This window comes from Halonotius sp. F2-221B (genome assembly GCF_046719765.1).
Lineage (GTDB): Archaea > Halobacteriota > Halobacteria > Halobacteriales > Haloferacaceae > Halonotius.
This window is the reverse complement of the sequence record NZ_JABEBY010000009.1, coordinates 1-16,857: the sequence shown is the minus strand read 5'-3', so window position 1 is coordinate 16,857 and position 16,857 is coordinate 1. Positions and strand designations below refer to the sequence as shown.

The 16,857-nt window shown below is 64.3% G+C and carries 17 protein-coding genes; 11 read left to right on the top strand and 6 right to left on the bottom strand.

Annotated elements, in window-relative coordinates:
• Positions 1 to 27 precede the first annotated feature (27 nt).
• The 5 genes from pan2 (at position 28) to HKK80_RS07745 (ending at position 4,089) form a co-directional block, all read left to right on the top strand.
• Positions 28 to 1,251 carry a proteasome-activating nucleotidase Pan2 gene (gene pan2, locus HKK80_RS07765; protein WP_411799043.1) on the top strand — a complete coding sequence of 408 codons (1,224 nt, stop codon included), beginning with the start codon at positions 28 to 30 and terminating at the stop codon, positions 1,249 to 1,251.
• Between the two features lie 119 nt (positions 1,252 to 1,370).
• The gene (locus HKK80_RS07760) at positions 1,371 to 1,850 is read left to right on the top strand and encodes a pyruvoyl-dependent arginine decarboxylase (RefSeq protein ID WP_411799042.1); all 480 of its coding nucleotides are present in this window, start codon (positions 1,371 to 1,373) and stop codon (positions 1,848 to 1,850) included.
• An 87-nt stretch (positions 1,851 to 1,937) separates the two neighbouring features.
• Positions 1,938 to 2,309 (top strand): DUF5811 family protein, encoded by a 372-nt coding sequence (locus tag HKK80_RS07755; protein WP_411799041.1) that lies wholly within the window; start codon positions 1,938 to 1,940, stop codon positions 2,307 to 2,309.
• Between the two features lie 69 nt (positions 2,310 to 2,378).
• Positions 2,379 to 3,854: a lipase maturation factor family protein gene (locus HKK80_RS07750; protein ID WP_411799040.1), complete on the top strand. Its 1,476-nt coding sequence runs from the start codon at positions 2,379 to 2,381 to the stop codon at positions 3,852 to 3,854.
• Between the two features lie 64 nt (positions 3,855 to 3,918).
• Entirely contained in the window at positions 3,919 to 4,089 is a 171-nt protein-coding gene (locus HKK80_RS07745; RefSeq protein ID WP_411799039.1) for a hypothetical protein, read from the top strand.
• A 36-nt stretch (positions 4,090 to 4,125) separates the two neighbouring features.
• Here HKK80_RS07745 and HKK80_RS07740 read toward each other — a convergent pair whose 3' ends face one another.
• Positions 4,126 to 4,833, bottom strand: a complete 708-nt coding sequence (locus HKK80_RS07740; RefSeq protein WP_411799038.1) for a helix-turn-helix domain-containing protein — start codon at positions 4,831 to 4,833, stop codon at positions 4,126 to 4,128.
• Positions 4,834 to 4,957: 124 nt separating this feature from the next.
• Entirely contained in the window at positions 4,958 to 5,395 is a 438-nt protein-coding gene (locus HKK80_RS07735) for a pyridoxamine 5'-phosphate oxidase family protein (RefSeq protein ID WP_411799037.1), read from the bottom strand.
• A gap of 108 nt (positions 5,396 to 5,503) precedes the next feature.
• Between HKK80_RS07735 and HKK80_RS07730 the strand changes: the two genes are divergently transcribed.
• A complete protein-coding gene (locus HKK80_RS07730) occupies positions 5,504 to 6,991 on the top strand; it encodes a replication factor C large subunit (RefSeq protein WP_411799036.1) in 1,488 nt (495 codons plus the stop codon).
• Between the two features lie 42 nt (positions 6,992 to 7,033).
• On the opposite strand, the gene HKK80_RS07725 is transcribed toward HKK80_RS07730, so the two are convergent.
• Positions 7,034 to 7,903: a COX15/CtaA family protein gene (locus HKK80_RS07725; RefSeq protein ID WP_411799035.1), complete on the bottom strand. Its 870-nt coding sequence runs from the start codon at positions 7,901 to 7,903 to the stop codon at positions 7,034 to 7,036.
• A 104-nt stretch (positions 7,904 to 8,007) separates the two neighbouring features.
• Between HKK80_RS07725 and HKK80_RS07720 the strand changes: the two genes are divergently transcribed.
• From HKK80_RS07720 to HKK80_RS07705, 4 genes are all read left to right on the top strand, one after another.
• Positions 8,008 to 9,129: a M24 family metallopeptidase gene (locus HKK80_RS07720; RefSeq protein WP_411799034.1), complete on the top strand. Its 1,122-nt coding sequence runs from the start codon at positions 8,008 to 8,010 to the stop codon at positions 9,127 to 9,129.
• A 52-nt stretch (positions 9,130 to 9,181) separates the two neighbouring features.
• Entirely contained in the window at positions 9,182 to 10,312 is a 1,131-nt protein-coding gene (locus tag HKK80_RS07715; protein ID WP_411799033.1) for a hypothetical protein, read from the top strand.
• Between the two features lie 142 nt (positions 10,313 to 10,454).
• Positions 10,455 to 11,870 (top strand): PAS domain S-box protein, encoded by a 1,416-nt coding sequence (locus tag HKK80_RS07710; protein WP_411799032.1) that lies wholly within the window; start codon positions 10,455 to 10,457, stop codon positions 11,868 to 11,870.
• Positions 11,871 to 11,911: 41 nt separating this feature from the next.
• Positions 11,912 to 14,164: an NADP-dependent malic enzyme gene (locus HKK80_RS07705; RefSeq protein ID WP_411799031.1), complete on the top strand. Its 2,253-nt coding sequence runs from the start codon at positions 11,912 to 11,914 to the stop codon at positions 14,162 to 14,164.
• Positions 14,165 to 14,167: 3 nt separating this feature from the next.
• On the opposite strand, the gene HKK80_RS07700 is transcribed toward HKK80_RS07705, so the two are convergent.
• The gene (locus HKK80_RS07700; protein ID WP_411799030.1) at positions 14,168 to 14,485 is read right to left on the bottom strand and encodes a transcriptional regulator; all 318 of its coding nucleotides are present in this window, start codon (positions 14,483 to 14,485) and stop codon (positions 14,168 to 14,170) included.
• A gap of 119 nt (positions 14,486 to 14,604) precedes the next feature.
• Here HKK80_RS07700 and HKK80_RS07695 point away from each other — a divergent pair, with 119 nt between their 5' ends.
• Positions 14,605 to 15,201: a DUF1684 domain-containing protein gene (locus HKK80_RS07695; RefSeq protein ID WP_411799029.1), complete on the top strand. Its 597-nt coding sequence runs from the start codon at positions 14,605 to 14,607 to the stop codon at positions 15,199 to 15,201.
• Positions 15,202 to 15,309: 108 nt separating this feature from the next.
• On the opposite strand, the gene HKK80_RS07690 is transcribed toward HKK80_RS07695, so the two are convergent.
• Positions 15,310 to 16,548 (bottom strand): RNA-guided endonuclease InsQ/TnpB family protein, encoded by a 1,239-nt coding sequence (locus HKK80_RS07690; protein ID WP_411799028.1) that lies wholly within the window; start codon positions 16,546 to 16,548, stop codon positions 15,310 to 15,312.
• 5 nt (positions 16,549 to 16,553) lie between these two features.
• Positions 16,554 to 16,682, bottom strand: a complete 129-nt coding sequence (locus HKK80_RS07685) for an AbrB/MazE/SpoVT family DNA-binding domain-containing protein (RefSeq protein WP_411799027.1) — start codon at positions 16,680 to 16,682, stop codon at positions 16,554 to 16,556.
• Positions 16,683 to 16,857: the final 175 nt, after the last annotated feature.

Below are 16,857 nucleotides of genomic sequence, written 5' to 3'. Positions count from 1 at the left end.
TTACCGGCAGACCAAATCGGATGACGAATGTCACGTAGCCCGTCGATTCCCGACCGCCCACGGCTGGATCTGGATCCCGAGATGTCGCCCGCCGAGCGGCTGTCGGCACTCAAAAAACACTTTAAGCGGCTCATGGCCGTCAACGAGGAGCTGGAAACCCGGCTCTCGGAGGCCACCGAGCAACGCACCGACCTCCACGAGGAGGTCAGCCGGCTCAAGGATCGCAACGAGGCGTTGAAAACGGCTGCCCTCTACATCGCCAGCGTCGAGGAGCTCACCGACGACGGCAATGTCGTCATCAAACAGCACGGCAACAACCAGGAGGTGCTCACCGAGGTCACCCCGGAGCTGGAAGACGAACTCGAATCCGGCGACCGCGTCGCCATCAACGAATCGTTCGGCATCCAGCAGGTACTCGACGACGAGACCGACGCCCGCGCCCAGGCGATGGAGGTCACCGAATCCCCCGAGGTAACCTACGACGACATCGGCGGGATCGACGACCAGATCACCGAGGTACGGGAGGCCGTCGAGGACGCAATCGAGAACCCCGAGCAGTTTGACGCCGTCGGCATCGACCCGCCGTCGGGCGTCCTGCTGCACGGCCCACCCGGAACGGGCAAGACGATGTTGGCGAAGGCTGTCGCCAACGAGAGCAACGCCACGTTCATCAAGATGACGGGCTCCGAATTAGTTCAAAAGTTCATCGGCGAAGGCGCGCGGCTCGTCCGGGATCTATTTTCGCTGGCGGCCGAACGCGAGCCCGCCGTCGTCTTTATCGACGAGATCGACGCCGTTGCCTCCCGGCGAACCGACTCAAAAACATCGGGCGACGCCGAGGTACAGCGAACGATGATGCAGCTGCTCTCGGAGATGGATGGCTTCGACGAGCGCGGCGAGATTCAGCTGATGGCCGCCACGAACCGCTTCGACATGCTCGACGAGGCGATTCTCCGGCCGGGTCGCTTCGACCGGCTCATCGAGGTGCCAAAGCCGAACGCCGAGGGCCGAGAGAAGATCCTTGAGATCCACAGCGAGGCAATCAACGTCGACAGCGATGTCGACTTTGCCGATCTCGCAGCCGATCTCAACGACTACAGCGGCGCGGACATCGAGAGCCTCATCACCGAGGCCGGGATGTTCGCCATCCGCGACGACCGGACGACTGTCACCCGATCTGATATCGACGACGCCCGCGAGAAACTGGACACCAACGAGACCAACGACGGCGTCGTTCGATACCGCCACTGACGCCGCCACTGCCACCGGCGGTGACGACCGCCGTGGGCGACGACCCCGGCTACGTGATCTGTTCCCGTTTCTCGTGGTGATCCGTAACCGATTAGCCGCCGGGCCGCCGCGGTACGGTAATGACGACGATCCATGTCGCCGGCGGGATCGGCCGGGCCCCCACGGCGATGGCTGCCTACGACGCCGCACTCGCCGACGCCAACCTCCACAACTACAACCTTGTGGCCGTCTCCTCTGTCATCCCAGCCGACGCCGAGATCGAGGTTGTCGACCGCGCGCCGGATCTCGGGCCGGCCGGCAACCGGCTGACCGTCGTCGAGGGGCGGTCGGTCGTCGGCCCCGAGGCGGCCGTCGAGACGGCGGCGACCGCCATCGCGTGGGCGACCGGGCCGGGGCCGGGGTTGTTCTACGAGGCCTCCGGCACCGATCCCGATGCCGTCGAGGACGCTGCCCGCCGCGGCCTCGATGCCGGCTGTGAGCTTCGGGAGTGGACGTTCACCGACCGCGACGCGCTTGTTTCCACGATCGACGCCGACGGCGGCGGCCACACCGCCGCAGTCGTGCTCGCGGCCTACGGCGACAGCGAGCCGATCTGCTGATTCTGAACCGCCATCCCACACCGGCCGAAGGATCGCCGTCGCCGACGCCTTTTTATTACGTCCGCACCTACCCTGTATGACTCTCTAATGAACGGAAACTATCCGGGGGCAGGTGCCGGAATGGGCATCGATGAGCAGCCGACTGATGTCGAACTCTCGGGCGGCCAACGGCAGGCGCTCCGCCATGCGGTCGCCGCGATCGTCGCCGAAACGGAGTCCTATCTCCCGGATGGCTACCATGTCGGCTCGGAGCTTCAGGATGGCGGCCCCGCAGCCACCGTCGCGGTCGATCCGCCCGCGGGCCACCCGGTAACCGCCGGCTACACGCCGGATCTCGACGACCTCGAAGCCGGCCTCGACGACGAGACCCAACGCGAGGTCGCCCAGGGGCTGGCCGCCAGTGCCGTCCTCCAGGTGATGGACGCTGTCGGCGACGGGATCACACCGACAGCACGGTAGCGATCACGTTTTTGCGGTCGGCTCGCGTGTTGCGGTACGTATTTGTCGCCCACGCCGTCAGGGTAGGATATGCTGCCGGAGGTCGGGAGCTACTGGCTCGTTCGCTTCGTCTTTCAGCGCGGCCTCGCGGTTATCTACTTGCTCGCGTTTCTCGTCGCCGCAACGCAGTTCCGCCCGCTGGCCGGCGAGGATGGGTTGCTTCCGATCGAAGAATACGTCGAGGGCACCACCTTCCGCCAGCGACCCAGCTTGTTCTACGTCTTCCCGAGCGACCGCGCTATCGGCGTTGCGGCCTGGAGCGGTGTCGCTCTCTCGGCTATCGCCCTCCTCGCTGGGCCGTACTGGCTGCCGACGCCGTATGCCGTTCCGGCGTCGATGCTACTGTGGCTCCTGCTGTGGGGGCTCTACCAGTCGTTTGTTAACGCCGGCCGCATCTTCTACGGCTACGGCTGGGAGTCGATGCTGCTGGAAACCGGCTTTCTCGCTGTCTTCCTCGGCGCAGGGCCGAGCCAGCCGCCCGTGGTCGTGATCTGGCTGCTGAAGTGGCTGGTCTTCCGCAATATGTTCGGCGCGGGCCTGATCAAGATCCGCGGCGACGACTGCTGGCGCGACCTCACCTGTCTCGACTACCATTATGAAACCCAGCCGATCCCGAACCCGCTGAGTTGGTTTGCTTACCGACTGCCGGATCGGTTTCATCGCGTGGAAACGCTGGGCAACCACATCGTCGAACTCGCGGTGCCGTTTCTCTATTTCGCCCCACAGCCGTTCGCCGCTGTCGGCGGCGTCGCCACCATCGGCTTTCAGGGCTGGCTCATGCTCACCGGTAATTTCGCGTTCCTGAACGCGCTCACCATCGTTCAGTCGGTCGCGCTGTTCAGCGATGGCGTGCTGACATCCCTGTTGCCGATCACCGCGCCAGCAATGACGGCGACGCCTGGGTGGCTCTCGGCGGCGTCGATCCTGCTGGCTATCTTCGTCGCCGCGCTCAGCATCCGCCCGACGGCGAACATGCTCTCGCGGTCGCAGGTGATGAACACCGCCTTCGATCCGCTCAACCTCGTCAACACCTACGGCGCGTTCGGCTCGGTGACGACCGACCGCTTCCAACTCGTGATTGAGGGCACCGACGCGACGAACCCGACTGAGGACGACTGGCAGGCCTACGAGTTCAAGGGCCAGCCCGTCGCCACCGACGAGCGACCGCCGCAGTGGGCACCCTACCACCTGCGACTGGACTGGCAACTCTGGTTCGCCGCGATGCGCCCGCAACCCGGCCCGCGACAGCGGTGGTTCAAGTCGTTCCTCGCAGCCCTCCTCGACAACGACGCGGCGACGCTGTCGCTACTCGAATCGAATCCGTTCCCCGATGAGCCGCCGGAGCAACTCCGCGTCCGTCGCTATCGCTACCGGTTTACAACCCGCGAGGAGCGCGCCGACACCGGCGACTGGTGGCGCCGCGAACGGGTCGGGACGTACGTGATGCCGGTGTCGGAAGCTGACTTGCGTGAGGGCGGCATCGGGCGTCGACGGCGGGTGTTTTGAGTCGGTGCCGCGTGGCTAGACAAACGGTAACATTCTCGTCGTCGCCGCGGCAACACCGCAATCGATGGAACGGTTCGTCCAGTTCATCGTCGCCGGCGGCCTCGCGCTTGTCGTCGGCCTCTGGGGGAGTCAGATCGCTGCCCCGTCCTCGCAGGCGTGGCTCGGCAGCGTTGCTGTCGCCCTCGTCGGTGTCGTCGCGCTCGCCGTCGGGATCAACAGTCAGATCGACTACTGAGCGTCGTCGTTGTTGTTGCCGCGTCGCCGCCGTCGCTTAGGCCAACTCCCGTAGCTCCGCGAGGGCATCATCGAGGTCACGGGTTGAGGTCGCCAGCGAGAAGCCGTCGATCTCTGCGAGTGCGGGCGCGTGTTCCCAGAGGTCGTCGGCCTCGATCCCATGCAGAACGACGGCGTTTGGCGTCGGCGTGACGACGCGCATGGCGACCAGCGGCCCCTCCCCGCGACTCACGTTCGTAAACACGAGCCCGCGGTCGGTGCTTTGGCCGTACAGCCGGTAGAACTCCTCGTTGCTCAGGCGCGTGATCGTCTGGATGCTGTTGATGACGGTGTGGCCGTTGACGTAATCCCATTTCCCCTCGCTAACCTCGGTGGCGTCGAGGGCATCGTAGAACTCATCGAGTGCGAGGGCCGCGGGATACTCCCGGAGGTCGTGGACGATGTCGCTCTCGAAGCCGGCCGACAGCACGCGACCGTACTGGCGGATGTGGCTGCCGCCACGCGATTCATCGACATCCAGCAGCGCGGTGACCAGCCGGCGGACGATGCCGATACCGGGGCTCTCCCGGCGGCCGCTCTCGTAATCCGATATCACCGAGGAGGAAACGTCGATCTGGGCGGCCAACTCGGTTTGGGAGATGTTGAAATCGGTGCGCCACTTCTTCAGCGTCGCACCGGGGTCGTCGCTCAGCGTGACCTCGCCGGCGATCCGGTGGGCGAGATCCTCACGGACGGTCGTTGTCACCGCATACGCACCTGTTGGTTCATACGTGCTGTTTCGCCGATTCGGAAAAAAGCGTGTCGAACCATCGCCTAGACAGCTGTCGTATTCCGCTTGGGGACAGCCACTATCTCCGGTGGCTCGACGCTTAGGGTCGCTCTTTGCGACCGGTCAGTTCTTTCGGATCGAGTCGGTAGACCTCGAACTCCATCTCCGTGGCGGGTGTCTCGTGAATCGTCACATAGGGGATGTTCATCCGGTGGATGCTTTCGGTGGCCCCGTCCTGGATCGCGGGTTCGGAGATCGATGTCAGCGGTCCGCGGGCGATGACGCTCCGCCAGCCCCCTGTGTCATCGCTGACGACCAGCGACGCCGTCACACCGTCGTCGACAAACTGCCGTTTTTCGCTGTCAGGGGCGAAGCCAAACCGGAGGTAGATGCTGCCCTCGTCGCTGTCATACCCGTAGGAGATGGGGATCGCGTACGGTTCGTCGCCATCAGCGAACGAGACCACGCCCGTGCCGCCGTTGCCGAGCAGTGAATCGATCTCGCTGTCATCCATCGCGTGTGATTGATGTTCTCCCATACCATACAGTTCCGTCACTGTCCGGATGAATCTACCGGCGACCGATGCGGCTCTGTTCCCTCCCCCGCGGTCGCAACCACTAAGCAAGCGACGAGCCACATGCGGATAATGGCTGATTGGACCGAACGCTACCGCCCGACGACCCTCTCGGAGGTGCGGGGCAACGACAAAGCCCGCGACGCCTTTCACGAGTGGGCCACAACGTGGGACGACCACGGGCAGGCGGTCATCCTCCATGGCTCGCCGGGGGTCGGCAAGACCTCCGCGGCCCACGCGCTGGCCAACGATATGGGCTGGGAGACCGTCGAACTCAACGCCTCCGACCAGCGAACCGCCGACGTGATCGAGCGGTTTGCCGGCCGGGCGGCGAACAATGCTACCTTGGCCGGCAGTGCGGGCGGTGGCGGTGCCCGCGGTGGCGACACCGAGAGCCGCCAACTCGTCATCCTTGATGAGGCCGACAACATCCACGGCACCTACGACCGCGGCGGCGCGTCGGCGATCACGAACCTGGTCAAGGAGTCCGGCCAACCGATCGTCCTCATCGCCAACGAGTTCTACGAGATGTCCCGGGGGCTGCGCAACGCCTGTGAGGATATCGAGTTCCGGGACGTGTCGAGCCGATCGATCGTCCCCGTGTTGCGGGATATCTGTCGCCGCGAGGACATCGAGTACGAAGGCGACGCCCTCGACGCCATCGCCGAGACCAACGACGGCGACCTTCGTGGGGCGATCAAGGATCTCCAGGCCGCCGCGGAGGGCCGCGATGCGATCACGGCCGAGGATGTCGTCACCAGCGGCCGCGACCGGGCGATGGATCTGTTTCCATTCCTTGATGCCGTCCTCAAGGAGGAATCCGCCGAGGAGGCCCTGCAGTCGGCCTACCGCGTCGATGAGACGCCCGATGACCTGACGAAGTGGCTCGAAAACAATCTGCTGGCGGTCTACGAGCCAACCGAGGCTGCCCGCGCCTACGATGCCCTCGCCAACGCCGACCGCTGGCTCGGCCGCGTGCGTGCCACCCAAAACTACAGCTACTGGCGGTATGCGACCGACAACGCGGCCGCCGGGGTCGCCGCCGCCCGCGACGGCACCAACGGCGGCTGGACGCGCTACAGCCGCCCGCAGTTTTGGCCTGGTTCCAACGAAACCGCCGACGAGGTCTGCCAGCGGATCGCCGAGCGCAGCGGCCTCAGCATCGACACCGCTCGCCGCGAGGTGCTGCCGTTCCTGTCGGCGATGACACACCACTGCAAGCCCCGGGAACTGACCGTGGCGATGGCCGCAGCGTACGAGCTCGACGAAGCGGCGGTCTCGTTTATTACCGGCAGCGGTGAGTCAACGAACAAGGTTGAGTCGATCGTCGCCGACGCCGAGGAACTGCGCGCGGAGGCGATCGAAGCCCACTCCGGCGGCGCGTTCGCCGGGGCCACACGCGACGCCGACAGCGACGCCGATGGGACGAAGAGCGATCCTGCCGCCTCCGACGACAGCGAGGCAAGTGACTCCGCTGTCGACGCCGACACTGACGGCGATGCCACAGCCGAGACTGCTGATGACGATGAGAATCAGGCCGGGCTCAACGACTTCATGTAGACGATGGGCACGCGCTTCACGGCTTGGTGTTGACGATGCCTTCTACTCTGAGTGTTCGGTTCCGAACGGCGTCGACGGCGACTGTGCCCCTCCGAACAGCCGCCAGAGCCCGGCGGCGACAAGCACCACCGCAGCCACATAGAGCCCGAAGTTGAGCAGTTGGACGGTCGGCGTGTAGACGATGAGATCCCGGCCGATCAACATGGTGGCAACGACGATACCGAGGGCGACCCCGGCCAACTGCCGGCCGAGACGGTCGACACCGGTCAGCCAGTGCACCGTCGCCAACAGCCCGACAACCGCGACCAGCGACACGGCGTAATACCACGCCTGCGCGCCCACCGAGTACTCCAACAGCGGGACGCCACGACTGAACAGGCCACTGACCAGCAGCGCGATGAGGGTGACACTGAGGGCGCGTCGACTCCGTGCTCGTGGCGGCCGACTGTGGTGATCGCGGTAGGCGTAGATCGTCGTCAGCGACAACAGCGTGAAGATCGATAGCGCGGCCACGAGGTGCGCCGCATGTGTCGGGACAGAATACCCCCACGGCACAAGCCCGTTGATCGTTACGGTGATCGCGCCGATCGAGATCTGCAGCGGAAGCAGGATGACCGCGCCGGCTGCCGCCAGCGTCGTTTGGCGGTCACCGCGCCGCCATGCCCAGCCCGCGGTGCCGAGGATGAAGAAGCCGGTGATCATCGCCACGACCCGGTGGAACCATTCGATGAAATCCGGGTTGATCGTGAGCGCGGGGATCAACTGATCCGAACACAGCGGCCACTGGGCCTGACAGGCCAGCCCGGAACCGGTCGCCGAGGTGTAGACGCCGAGGGTGATCAGCGACAGTGTGAGCGCGGTTGTCACCGCCGCAAACCGCCGAAAGCTAAGCCAGTCTGGGCGTTCAACCATTTGCCTAACATCGGGCTGCTGGATATTTAGACCTGTTCACACGCCGCCGCACCGCCGGTGTCAGTGAGCTTCGCGTTGAAGTAGCTGCGGCCGAAGCTAGCGGTATGCCACCTGCAACACCGCCGCTGGCCGACCGCCGTGAGCGACTCGATCGCTATCTCGCCGCCCGCGATCTCGCGGCCGTCTGGTTTGCTCGCCCCAACAGCTTCGCGTGGCTGACCGGCGGCAGCAACGTCGTCGACCGCGAGGGGCCGGTCGGCGTCGCCGCCGCCGGCTACGACCGCGAGGCTGGCTTTCGCGTCATCACCGACACCATCGAAGCCCCGCGACTTCGTGACGAGGAGGTACCCGACGCGTTCACCATTGAGGCGGCCGACTGGTATGCTGACTCACTAGCTGAGGCTGTCGCCGAGCGGTCGCCGACGCCGGCCGCTGCCGACTTCGACGTACCGGGGTTCGAGACAGTCGATGCCTCGTCGCTCCGCCAACCGCTGGCAGCCGCCGATATCGATCGCTATCGGGCGGTCGGTGCGGATGTCGCCGCGGCCATCGAGGCTGTCGGGCGATCGATCGCCGCCACTGACACCGAACGCGAGGTCGCCACCGAACTCCGGGCGGCACTCGAAGCCCGCGGGCTCGTCGCGCCGGTCGTTCTCGTCGGCGGCGATGAGCGCGCCCAGCAGTATCGCCACTACACGCCGACCGAGACGGCAGTTGGCGACTACGCGTTGCTGTCGGTGACCGCCCACCGCGGCGGCCTGTATGCGAGTGCGACCCGAACGGTCGCCTTCGACGCGCCCGACTGGCTTGCCGACCGCCACCGCGCCGCCGCGGCCGTCGAGGTAAGCGCGCTGGCGGCGACCCAGCAGGCCGCAGCCGACGGCGGCACCGCCGGCGACGTGTTTGGAGCTATTCAACAGGCCTACGCCGCCGTCGACTGGCCCGACGAGTGGACGAACCACCATCAGGGTGGAGCCGCCGGCTTCGCCGGCCGGGAGTGGATCGCCACACCCGACCACCCGGCCCGCGTTGTCGCGCCGATGGCCTACGCGTGGAACCCGACTGTGCAGGGCGCGAAAAGCGAGGGCACCGTGTTGGTCACCGCCGATACGATCGAGCCGCTGACGCTGCCCGACGCGTGGCCGACGATCGAGGTCGACGCCGTCGACGATGTCGCTGGCGAGGCGACGCTCGCTCGCCCGGCGGTGCTACATCGGAACCCATAACGCGATTTGCGCCTTCGAAACCCCTTTGAGGGAGTCAAGACTGGTCACACATATGTCATGGCACGCGATCGATAGTGTCGACGAGGCGATCGAGGAAACTCGGTCGTTTCTCTCCCCGTTTGCCGTCGGTCGATGGCTGAAACTCGCCCTCATCTCGATCTTTGTCGGGACGGGCGGCTCCGGCCTCGGCCTGTTGAACCTCCCCTCCTCGATCCCCGGCGACGACCCTGCCGGTAACGTGAGCACCGGCGGTGGCAACGTGACCACCGACGGGAACATCACCGCCCCACCTGGCGGCGAGTTTGCCCCCGACGGCAACGTGACCGCCGGCGCGCCGCCGACCGGTGAGCTGCCGCCGCCGAGTGAACTGCTTGAGATGGCCGGTGCCGAACTCGGGATCATCGCCGCGATCGCCCTCCTCATACTTGGGTTTGTGCTGGTGATCGGTCTCCTCACGGAGACATTGCGGTTCGTCTTCTACGACGATCTCCAGACCGACAGGGTGCGGCTCATCGAGCCCGCGAAACGCCGATTCGGCCAGGCATTCCGGCTGTACGTGTTCAAGATCGGCCTCCAGTTGCTGACCGTCGGGCCGATCGCCGGGCTTGTGGCGTTTGTCGTGCTGGCCGATATCCCGATCGGCCTGGGCGTCGGCGTGGCCGCCGCGCTGGTCGTCTTTGCGGTCATCCTTGTGTCGACGATCGTGAGCCGGATCACCGACGAGTTCGTCGTCCCGACGATGGTCGTCACCGACAGCGGCGTCCTCGATGGGTGGCGGCGGTTCTGGCCGATCTTCCGCGGGCAACTCTCGCAGTTTGGCGTCTACCTCGTCGTCCACTTCCTGCTGTTGTTGGCGATCGGGATCGCCCGAGCGATCCTTTCGGTCATCGTCTACGGGATCGTCCTTGTCATCGGCGGCGTGATCGGGCTGGTCATCGTCTTTGGGCTGTTCGGTGGGCTCAGCGCGGCCGCCTCCTCGACCGCCGCGCTCGTGGTGTTGGGGCTGCTCGCGGTGCTGACGCTGCTGGCCGGCTGGGTGTTGCTGTTGCCGGTGCAGATCGCGGTGTTGACCTACGTCACCACCTACGAGGTGTCGATGCTGGCGGCCTGTGACGACGCCCTGCGGCTGCGACCCCAAACGGACGCCAGCGACGACGGCGGCGAGACGGCGGTCGTCGACTGATCGTCGCTGTCGGCCGGGGTTCGTGTGTCGGATCGCTGGCCAAAACAACGGGTAGCTGACGCGTGACTGGCTTTTATGATGCTGGCCCAACGTAGCTAAGACAGTCGTTTGCTGTCCCCTCACGACCCATGTCAGAGCAGCTATGTCACGCTCGGCCTCACTGGGCGTCCTCCTTGATCACGCTCAAGACAAGATCGCCCTCATCGACGCCGACGGCTCGATTACCTACGTCAACGACGCGGCCGAGCGGATCCTCGGCTACAAGCCAGCCGAACTCGTTGGCACCAACACCTTCGATTATCTCCATCCTGACGATGTCGACGCGGTTCGGGAGCGGTTCACCGAGACGATCAACAGCGAGGGGTACACCGCCGGCAGCGTCGACTACCGCTTTCGGGCGGCCGACGGCGCGTGGGTCTGGCTGGAAAGCCGGATGTCGAACGTCACCGATCGGTCGCTTGACGGCTACGTCGTGAGTTCACGGGATATCACCGACCGCGTGACCGCCGAACAGGCGTGTCGCACGATGACGACCCGGCTTCAGGAGCTGTCGTCGACGACCAGCGACGTACTGTGGATGTTCGATGCCGACTGGTCGGAACTCCTGTTTGTGAACCCGGCCTACGAGTCGGTGTTTGGCCAGTCGGTCGATATCGTCGACGCCGATCCCGCGTCGTTTCTTGATGCGATCCACCCCGACGACCTACCGGCCGTCCGCGAGGCGATGAACTGTCTTTCCGCGGGTCAGTCGGTCGACATGGAGTACCGTGTGAACCCACAGACGAACTACACGACCTGGGTGTGGGTACAGGCCGAGCCCATCGTTCAGGACGGCGAGGTCGTCCGCATCACCGGCTTTGCCCGCGATATCACCGACCGCCGCCGCCGGGAGCGACAGCTGTCGGTGATGGATAACCTCCTCCGGCACAACATCCGCAACGACATCGGCGTCATCGTTGGCAACGCCGAACTGATCGAGGAGACCGTCCCCGAGGCCGCCGACCGCGCGGCCGTCATCAGACGCACCGGCGAGAGCCTGCTCGCCAGCGCGGAAAAACAGCGTGGCGTCATCGAGGCACTGACCGGCCCGGCTGCGATACGCCCGCGTGATCTCGTCGCGGTCGCCGAGGACGCTGTCGAGATCGTCCGCGAACAGTATCCTGCCGCCAACATCTCGCTGTCGGCTCCGGACACCGCGCCGACCTGCGGGATCGACGAGCTTGAGGCGGCGGTCGTCGAACTCATCGAAAACGCCGTCACACACAACGAGGCCACCCAGCCGACGGTCGAGGTGACCGTCAGCGTCGACGACAGGGTCACGCTGACAGTCGAAGACGACGGGATCGCCATCCCGAGCATGGAGTCAAGCGTGCTCACCGGCGACCACGAGATGGACGCACTCTACCACAGCAGCGGTCTCGGCTTCTGGCTCGTCTACTGGGTCGTCGAGCTCTCGGAGGGGTCGATCACGGTCGAAACCGCCGACTCCGGCGGCAATCGGATTCGGGTAACGCTGCTGACGGCTGATGCTGCGACCGCGCCCCCGGACAACAAGTGAGCTGCCACCATCGTTTTGTCGCTGCCCTGTAATCGATAGCTATGGGATTAGATGACGATGCACGCGAGTACCACCGGGAGCCGCCGGCGGGCAAGATCGCAATCGAGACGACGAAACCGACCAACACCCAACGCGACCTGAGCTTAGCGTACTCGCCGGGCGTCGCCGCCCCCTGCCGCGATATCGACGCCGATCCGACGGCCGCCTTCGAGTACACCGCGAAGGGGAATCTCGTCGGCGTCGTCTCCAACGGCTCGGCCGTCCTCGGCCTTGGCGACATCGGCGCGCAGGCCTCCAAACCAGTGATGGAGGGTAAAGGCGTCCTTTTCAAGCGGTTTGCCGACATCGATGTCTTCGATATCGAACTCGATATCAGCGACCCTGACGCCTTCGTCGAATCGGTCGCCGCCATGGAGCCGACCTTCGGCGGCATCAACCTGGAGGATATCACGGCCCCCGAATGCTTCGAGATCGAGGATCGCCTCGGCGACCGGATGGATATCCCCGTCTTTCACGACGACCAACACGGGACGGCGATTATCTCCGGGGCCGCGCTGCTGAACGCCGCTGACATCACGGGCAAGAACCTCGATGAGCTCGATATCGTCTTCTCCGGCGCGGGCGCGTCGGCGATTGCGACCGCCGAGTTCTACGTCTCACTCGGCGTCGACCACGACAATATCACGATGTGTGACTCCTCGGGGATCATCACGACCGACCGGGATGATCTCAACGAGTACAAACAGCGGTTCGCCAGCGACGTACCTCCCGGCGAGTTGGCCGACGCGATGGCGGGTGCGGACGTGTTTGTCGGTCTCTCGGTTGGCGGCATCGTCTCCCAGGAGATGGTGCGGTCGATGGCCGACAACCCGATCATCTTTGCGATGGCCAACCCCGACCCTGAGATCGACTACGAGTCCGCCAAGGCCGCCCGCGAGGACGACGTGATCGTCGCCACCGGTCGCTCCGATTATCCAAACATGGTCAACAACGTCCTCGGATTTCCGTTTATTTTCCGTGGTGCCCTCGACGTGCGGGCGACCGACATCAATGAGGACATGAAACACGCCGCCGCCGAGGCCCTGGCGGAGCTGGCCCGCAAGGACGTGCCCGACGAGGTGGTCAAAGCCTACGGCGATCAACCCCTCCAATTCGGCCCCGACTACGTCATCCCGAAACCGCTTGACCCGCGCGTGCTGTTCGAGGTCGCTCCCGCGGTCGCCGAAGCGGCGATGGACAGCGGCTGTGCCCGCACCAAGATCGATGATCTCGACACCTACGCCGAACAGCTTGAAGCGCGGCTCGGCAAATCCCGCGAGATGATGCGGATCGTCCTCAACAAGGCCAAAAGCGACCCCAAGCGCGTTGCGCTCGCCGAAGGAACCGATGAAAAGATGATCCGGGCGGCCTACCAGCTTGCCGAGGAGGGGATCGCCGATCCCGTACTGCTAGGCGACGAACGCGATATCCGCCGGACGGCCGACGATCTTGGCCTCGCCTTCGAGCCGGAGGTCGTCGACCCCGGCGGCCGCGAACTCGACGCCTACGCCGACCAGCTGTATGAGCTGCGGCGTCGCAAGGGGATCACCCGCAGCGAGGCAGCCGAGCTCATCGAGCGCGACACCAACTATCTCGGCAGCGTGATGGTCGAAGCCGGCGACGCCGACGCGATGTTGACCGGACTCACCCACCACTACCCCTCGGCGTTGCGCGCGCCGCTGCAGGTGATCGGCACCGCCGAGGACGCCAACTACGCCGCCGGCGTCTACCTCTTGGCGTTCAAAAATCGCGTTGTCTTCTGTGCCGATACGACGGTCAACCAACACCCCGACGCCGACGTGCTGGCGGAGGTCACCAAACACACCGCCGAGTTGGCCCGCAGCTTCAACGTCGAACCGCGGGCCGCGATGCTGTCGTACTCGAACTTCGGCAGCGTCCGCAACGAGGCCACAGCGACCATCCGGGATGCCGTCTCACAGCTCCACGACGATAGCGGGGTCGACTTCCCGGTTGACGGCGAGATGCAGGCCGACACCGCCGTCGTTGAGGACATTCTCACCGATACCTACGAGTTCGCACAGCTTGAGGGCCCCGCAAACGTCCTCATCTTCCCGAATCTTGAGTCGGGCAACATCGGCTACAAGCTGCTCCAGCGGCTCGGCGGCGCGGCCGCCATCGGCCCGATGCTCGTCGGGATGGACAAGCCGGTACACGTCCTCCAGCGCGGCGACGAGGTCAAGGATATCGTTAATCTCGCCGGCGTCGCCGTTGTCGACGCCCAGGATTCCGACTAACAGCTATGACTCGTCGCTGTCGGTGTTTGCGGCCTCGGCGTCGCTGTCGGCGGCTTCGGCGGCGGTGATCGCGCCGAGCATCTCCCAGCCGTCGCCACCGGCGGGTTGGCGACCGACGAGGATCTCCTCGTTGTCCTCACTGGAGACAAGCCGGTAGCTGGCGTCGTCGTCGCTGCGGCTCCCCTCGGCCTGAAACTCCTGTTGGAAGAACTCCGTCCACTCGAACTCGAAGACGGCCTCGGTGCCGTCATCCAGCGTCAGCCGCACCGGGTCGGGTGTCACGTTGTGAATCCGCTTTGCGATCGGGTTGAGATCGGCCATACCCATCGTTTGGCTGCCGGCAGTAAACAACCGCCGATTACCGTTCGGCAACCGATCGGCGGCTCCGTGACCGCGCTGCGGTGCAACGCCGTTAGGTAGCTCCGCCGCAAACGCGGTGTATGACCGATCCCGAAGCGACCGACACCGACGATACCGAGGAGTACGAACGCTGGGTCAGCGAGATCAAACAGATGCGAGCCGACAAGGACGAGTTCTTCACCGACCACCCCCAGTCGCCGATCCAGCCCGAAGTCCGGGACGACTTCGAGGGGTTGGCGTACTTTGATCCCAAGCCGGCGTTCCGCGTGCCGACCCGTGTTCGCGTCTACGGGAACCCCGATCCGATCGAACTGGAGGTGACCGCCGGCCAGCCGATCCGCTACCTTCGGCGGTTCATCTTCGAGTTCGAGCTTCGGGATGAACGCCAACAGCTCGCCGGCTACCAGCAGGAAGACGAGGACACCGACACGATCTTCATCCCGTTCCGCGATAAGACGACCGGCCAGCAGACCTACCACCGCGGGCGATACATGGAGACCGAACCCGACGAGGAGCTCACAAACGGGGATACCGTCACGCTGGATTTCAACCTCGCGTACAACCCGTTCTGTGCCTACAGCGACACCTTCGCCTGCCCGCTCCCGCCCGAAGAGAACTGGCTGGATGTTGCTGTGCCGGCGGGTGAACGCACGCCGCCCGAGGCGATCGTCGAGTGACCCACCGCTGATCCTATCACGCTCTCCGACAGCCGATAGCTGGTCGCCCGACCTTCCTGCCACCGACACTGACGTGGCCTGTGAGCCTGCGGTGAACTCACCCCGGGGTCAAGCCCCGGGGCTTCCTGCTTCAACGACGCGCTTTGCACTCACAGCCTCCCGGTGAGGCGTGAGCGTAGGGAGCGCAGTCTGCACAGGCGTTGATTCGGAGCGTCCCGCCCCTAACTGCTTCAGTCCGCGAGAGAGAATATTCTTCGCCGCGTTGAGGTCGCGGTCTTCCGTATGGCCGCACGCTGGGCACGAGTGTTCGCGTACCCAGATTGGCTTGGCTGTTTCGACACCACACACAGCGCACTCTTTGGTTGTTCCTCCCGGCTTCACCTTTTCGACGTGTGTGCCGTGTATGTCAGCCTTGTACTCCAGCAGTTCGATAAACTGCGACCACGCGGCATCCTGCTTGTTCTTGGCGTTCTGGCTGGTTTCCAGCATTGGCTTCACATCCAAGTCTTCGACGGCCACAAAATCGTACTCTGTGACCAGCCACGTCGTGAGTTTGTGCTGGTAGTCTCGCACCTTCCGCTTAATTTTTCGTTTCGCTTGGGCGACTTTCCGGCGTTGGTTTTCCCAGTTGGCGGAACCGTGTTCTTTCCGGTCGAGTTTCCGCTGCTCGCGTGCGTAGCGGTCGTACTCATCGGACAGGTCGAGTGTATCAACGGACAGGTTCTCCGAAGTGTGGATGTAGCTGGTGATACCAAGGTCAACGCCCACGCAGTCCTCGGCTTCAATCTCACTGAGTGGCGGTTTCTCGGGTGTGTCTTCGACAGTGGTGACGAGTGAGACGTACCATTCGCCAGTCGTCTCTTTTTTTAGGATTACCTCGTCAATGTCCTCTGCTGGTGGTACGTCCCGGTCTGCTCGGATTTTGAACCAGCCAATCTTTTCGAGTCGGAGTCGCACGAATCGGTGGTCGCCCGTGTTGTAATCCACGTTGAAGCGACTTGACTGATTGTACGACACTGACCGAAATTCGCCTGATCCTTGCCATTGCAACCGCCCAACATCGTAGCCTTCGTTTCGGCGTTCTTGCAGCGTCTCTAGGTCGCTGTGAATTTGGCTGATAGCCTGTTGTGCGGCGTGTTGTGACGGGTCGGCAAAGGTCGGCCACTGGTCTGTCCAGTCTTTGAGTTTGCTGTGTTGGTCGTAGTCAGATGGCTTGTCGTTGTAGTCGGAGTTATAGTAGTCCCGTACGGCATGGTTACGAATCTGCCGGAGAATGTCGATCTGGTGCCACGCTTCGCTTGCCACGTCGTCGGGCAGGTATGCACGGAAGCGAAGCGTGTATTTCATCGTTGTTAGTCGAGTTTTTCAACAGTGAGTTGTAGCTGGTCGCCTTCTTCCAGATCAAGTCCTTCGCGGACCTCTTCTGGGATTGTGACTTGCCCGCGTTCTCTGAGTTTTGGGTAGCACTCCATCGAACTCATTGTTATTTATTCATACTCAACCGTAATGAAGATTGGGTGTTGTCGGCTTCAACCCCGGGGTCAAGCCCCGGGGCAGTCGCCTCGTACCGCTTGTACACAATCGCTAGTTGTCCAATCTGTCATAACGGCCCAATGGCTGACACGTAGTATTGAGTGAAAGCGGGTGAATCAGGTG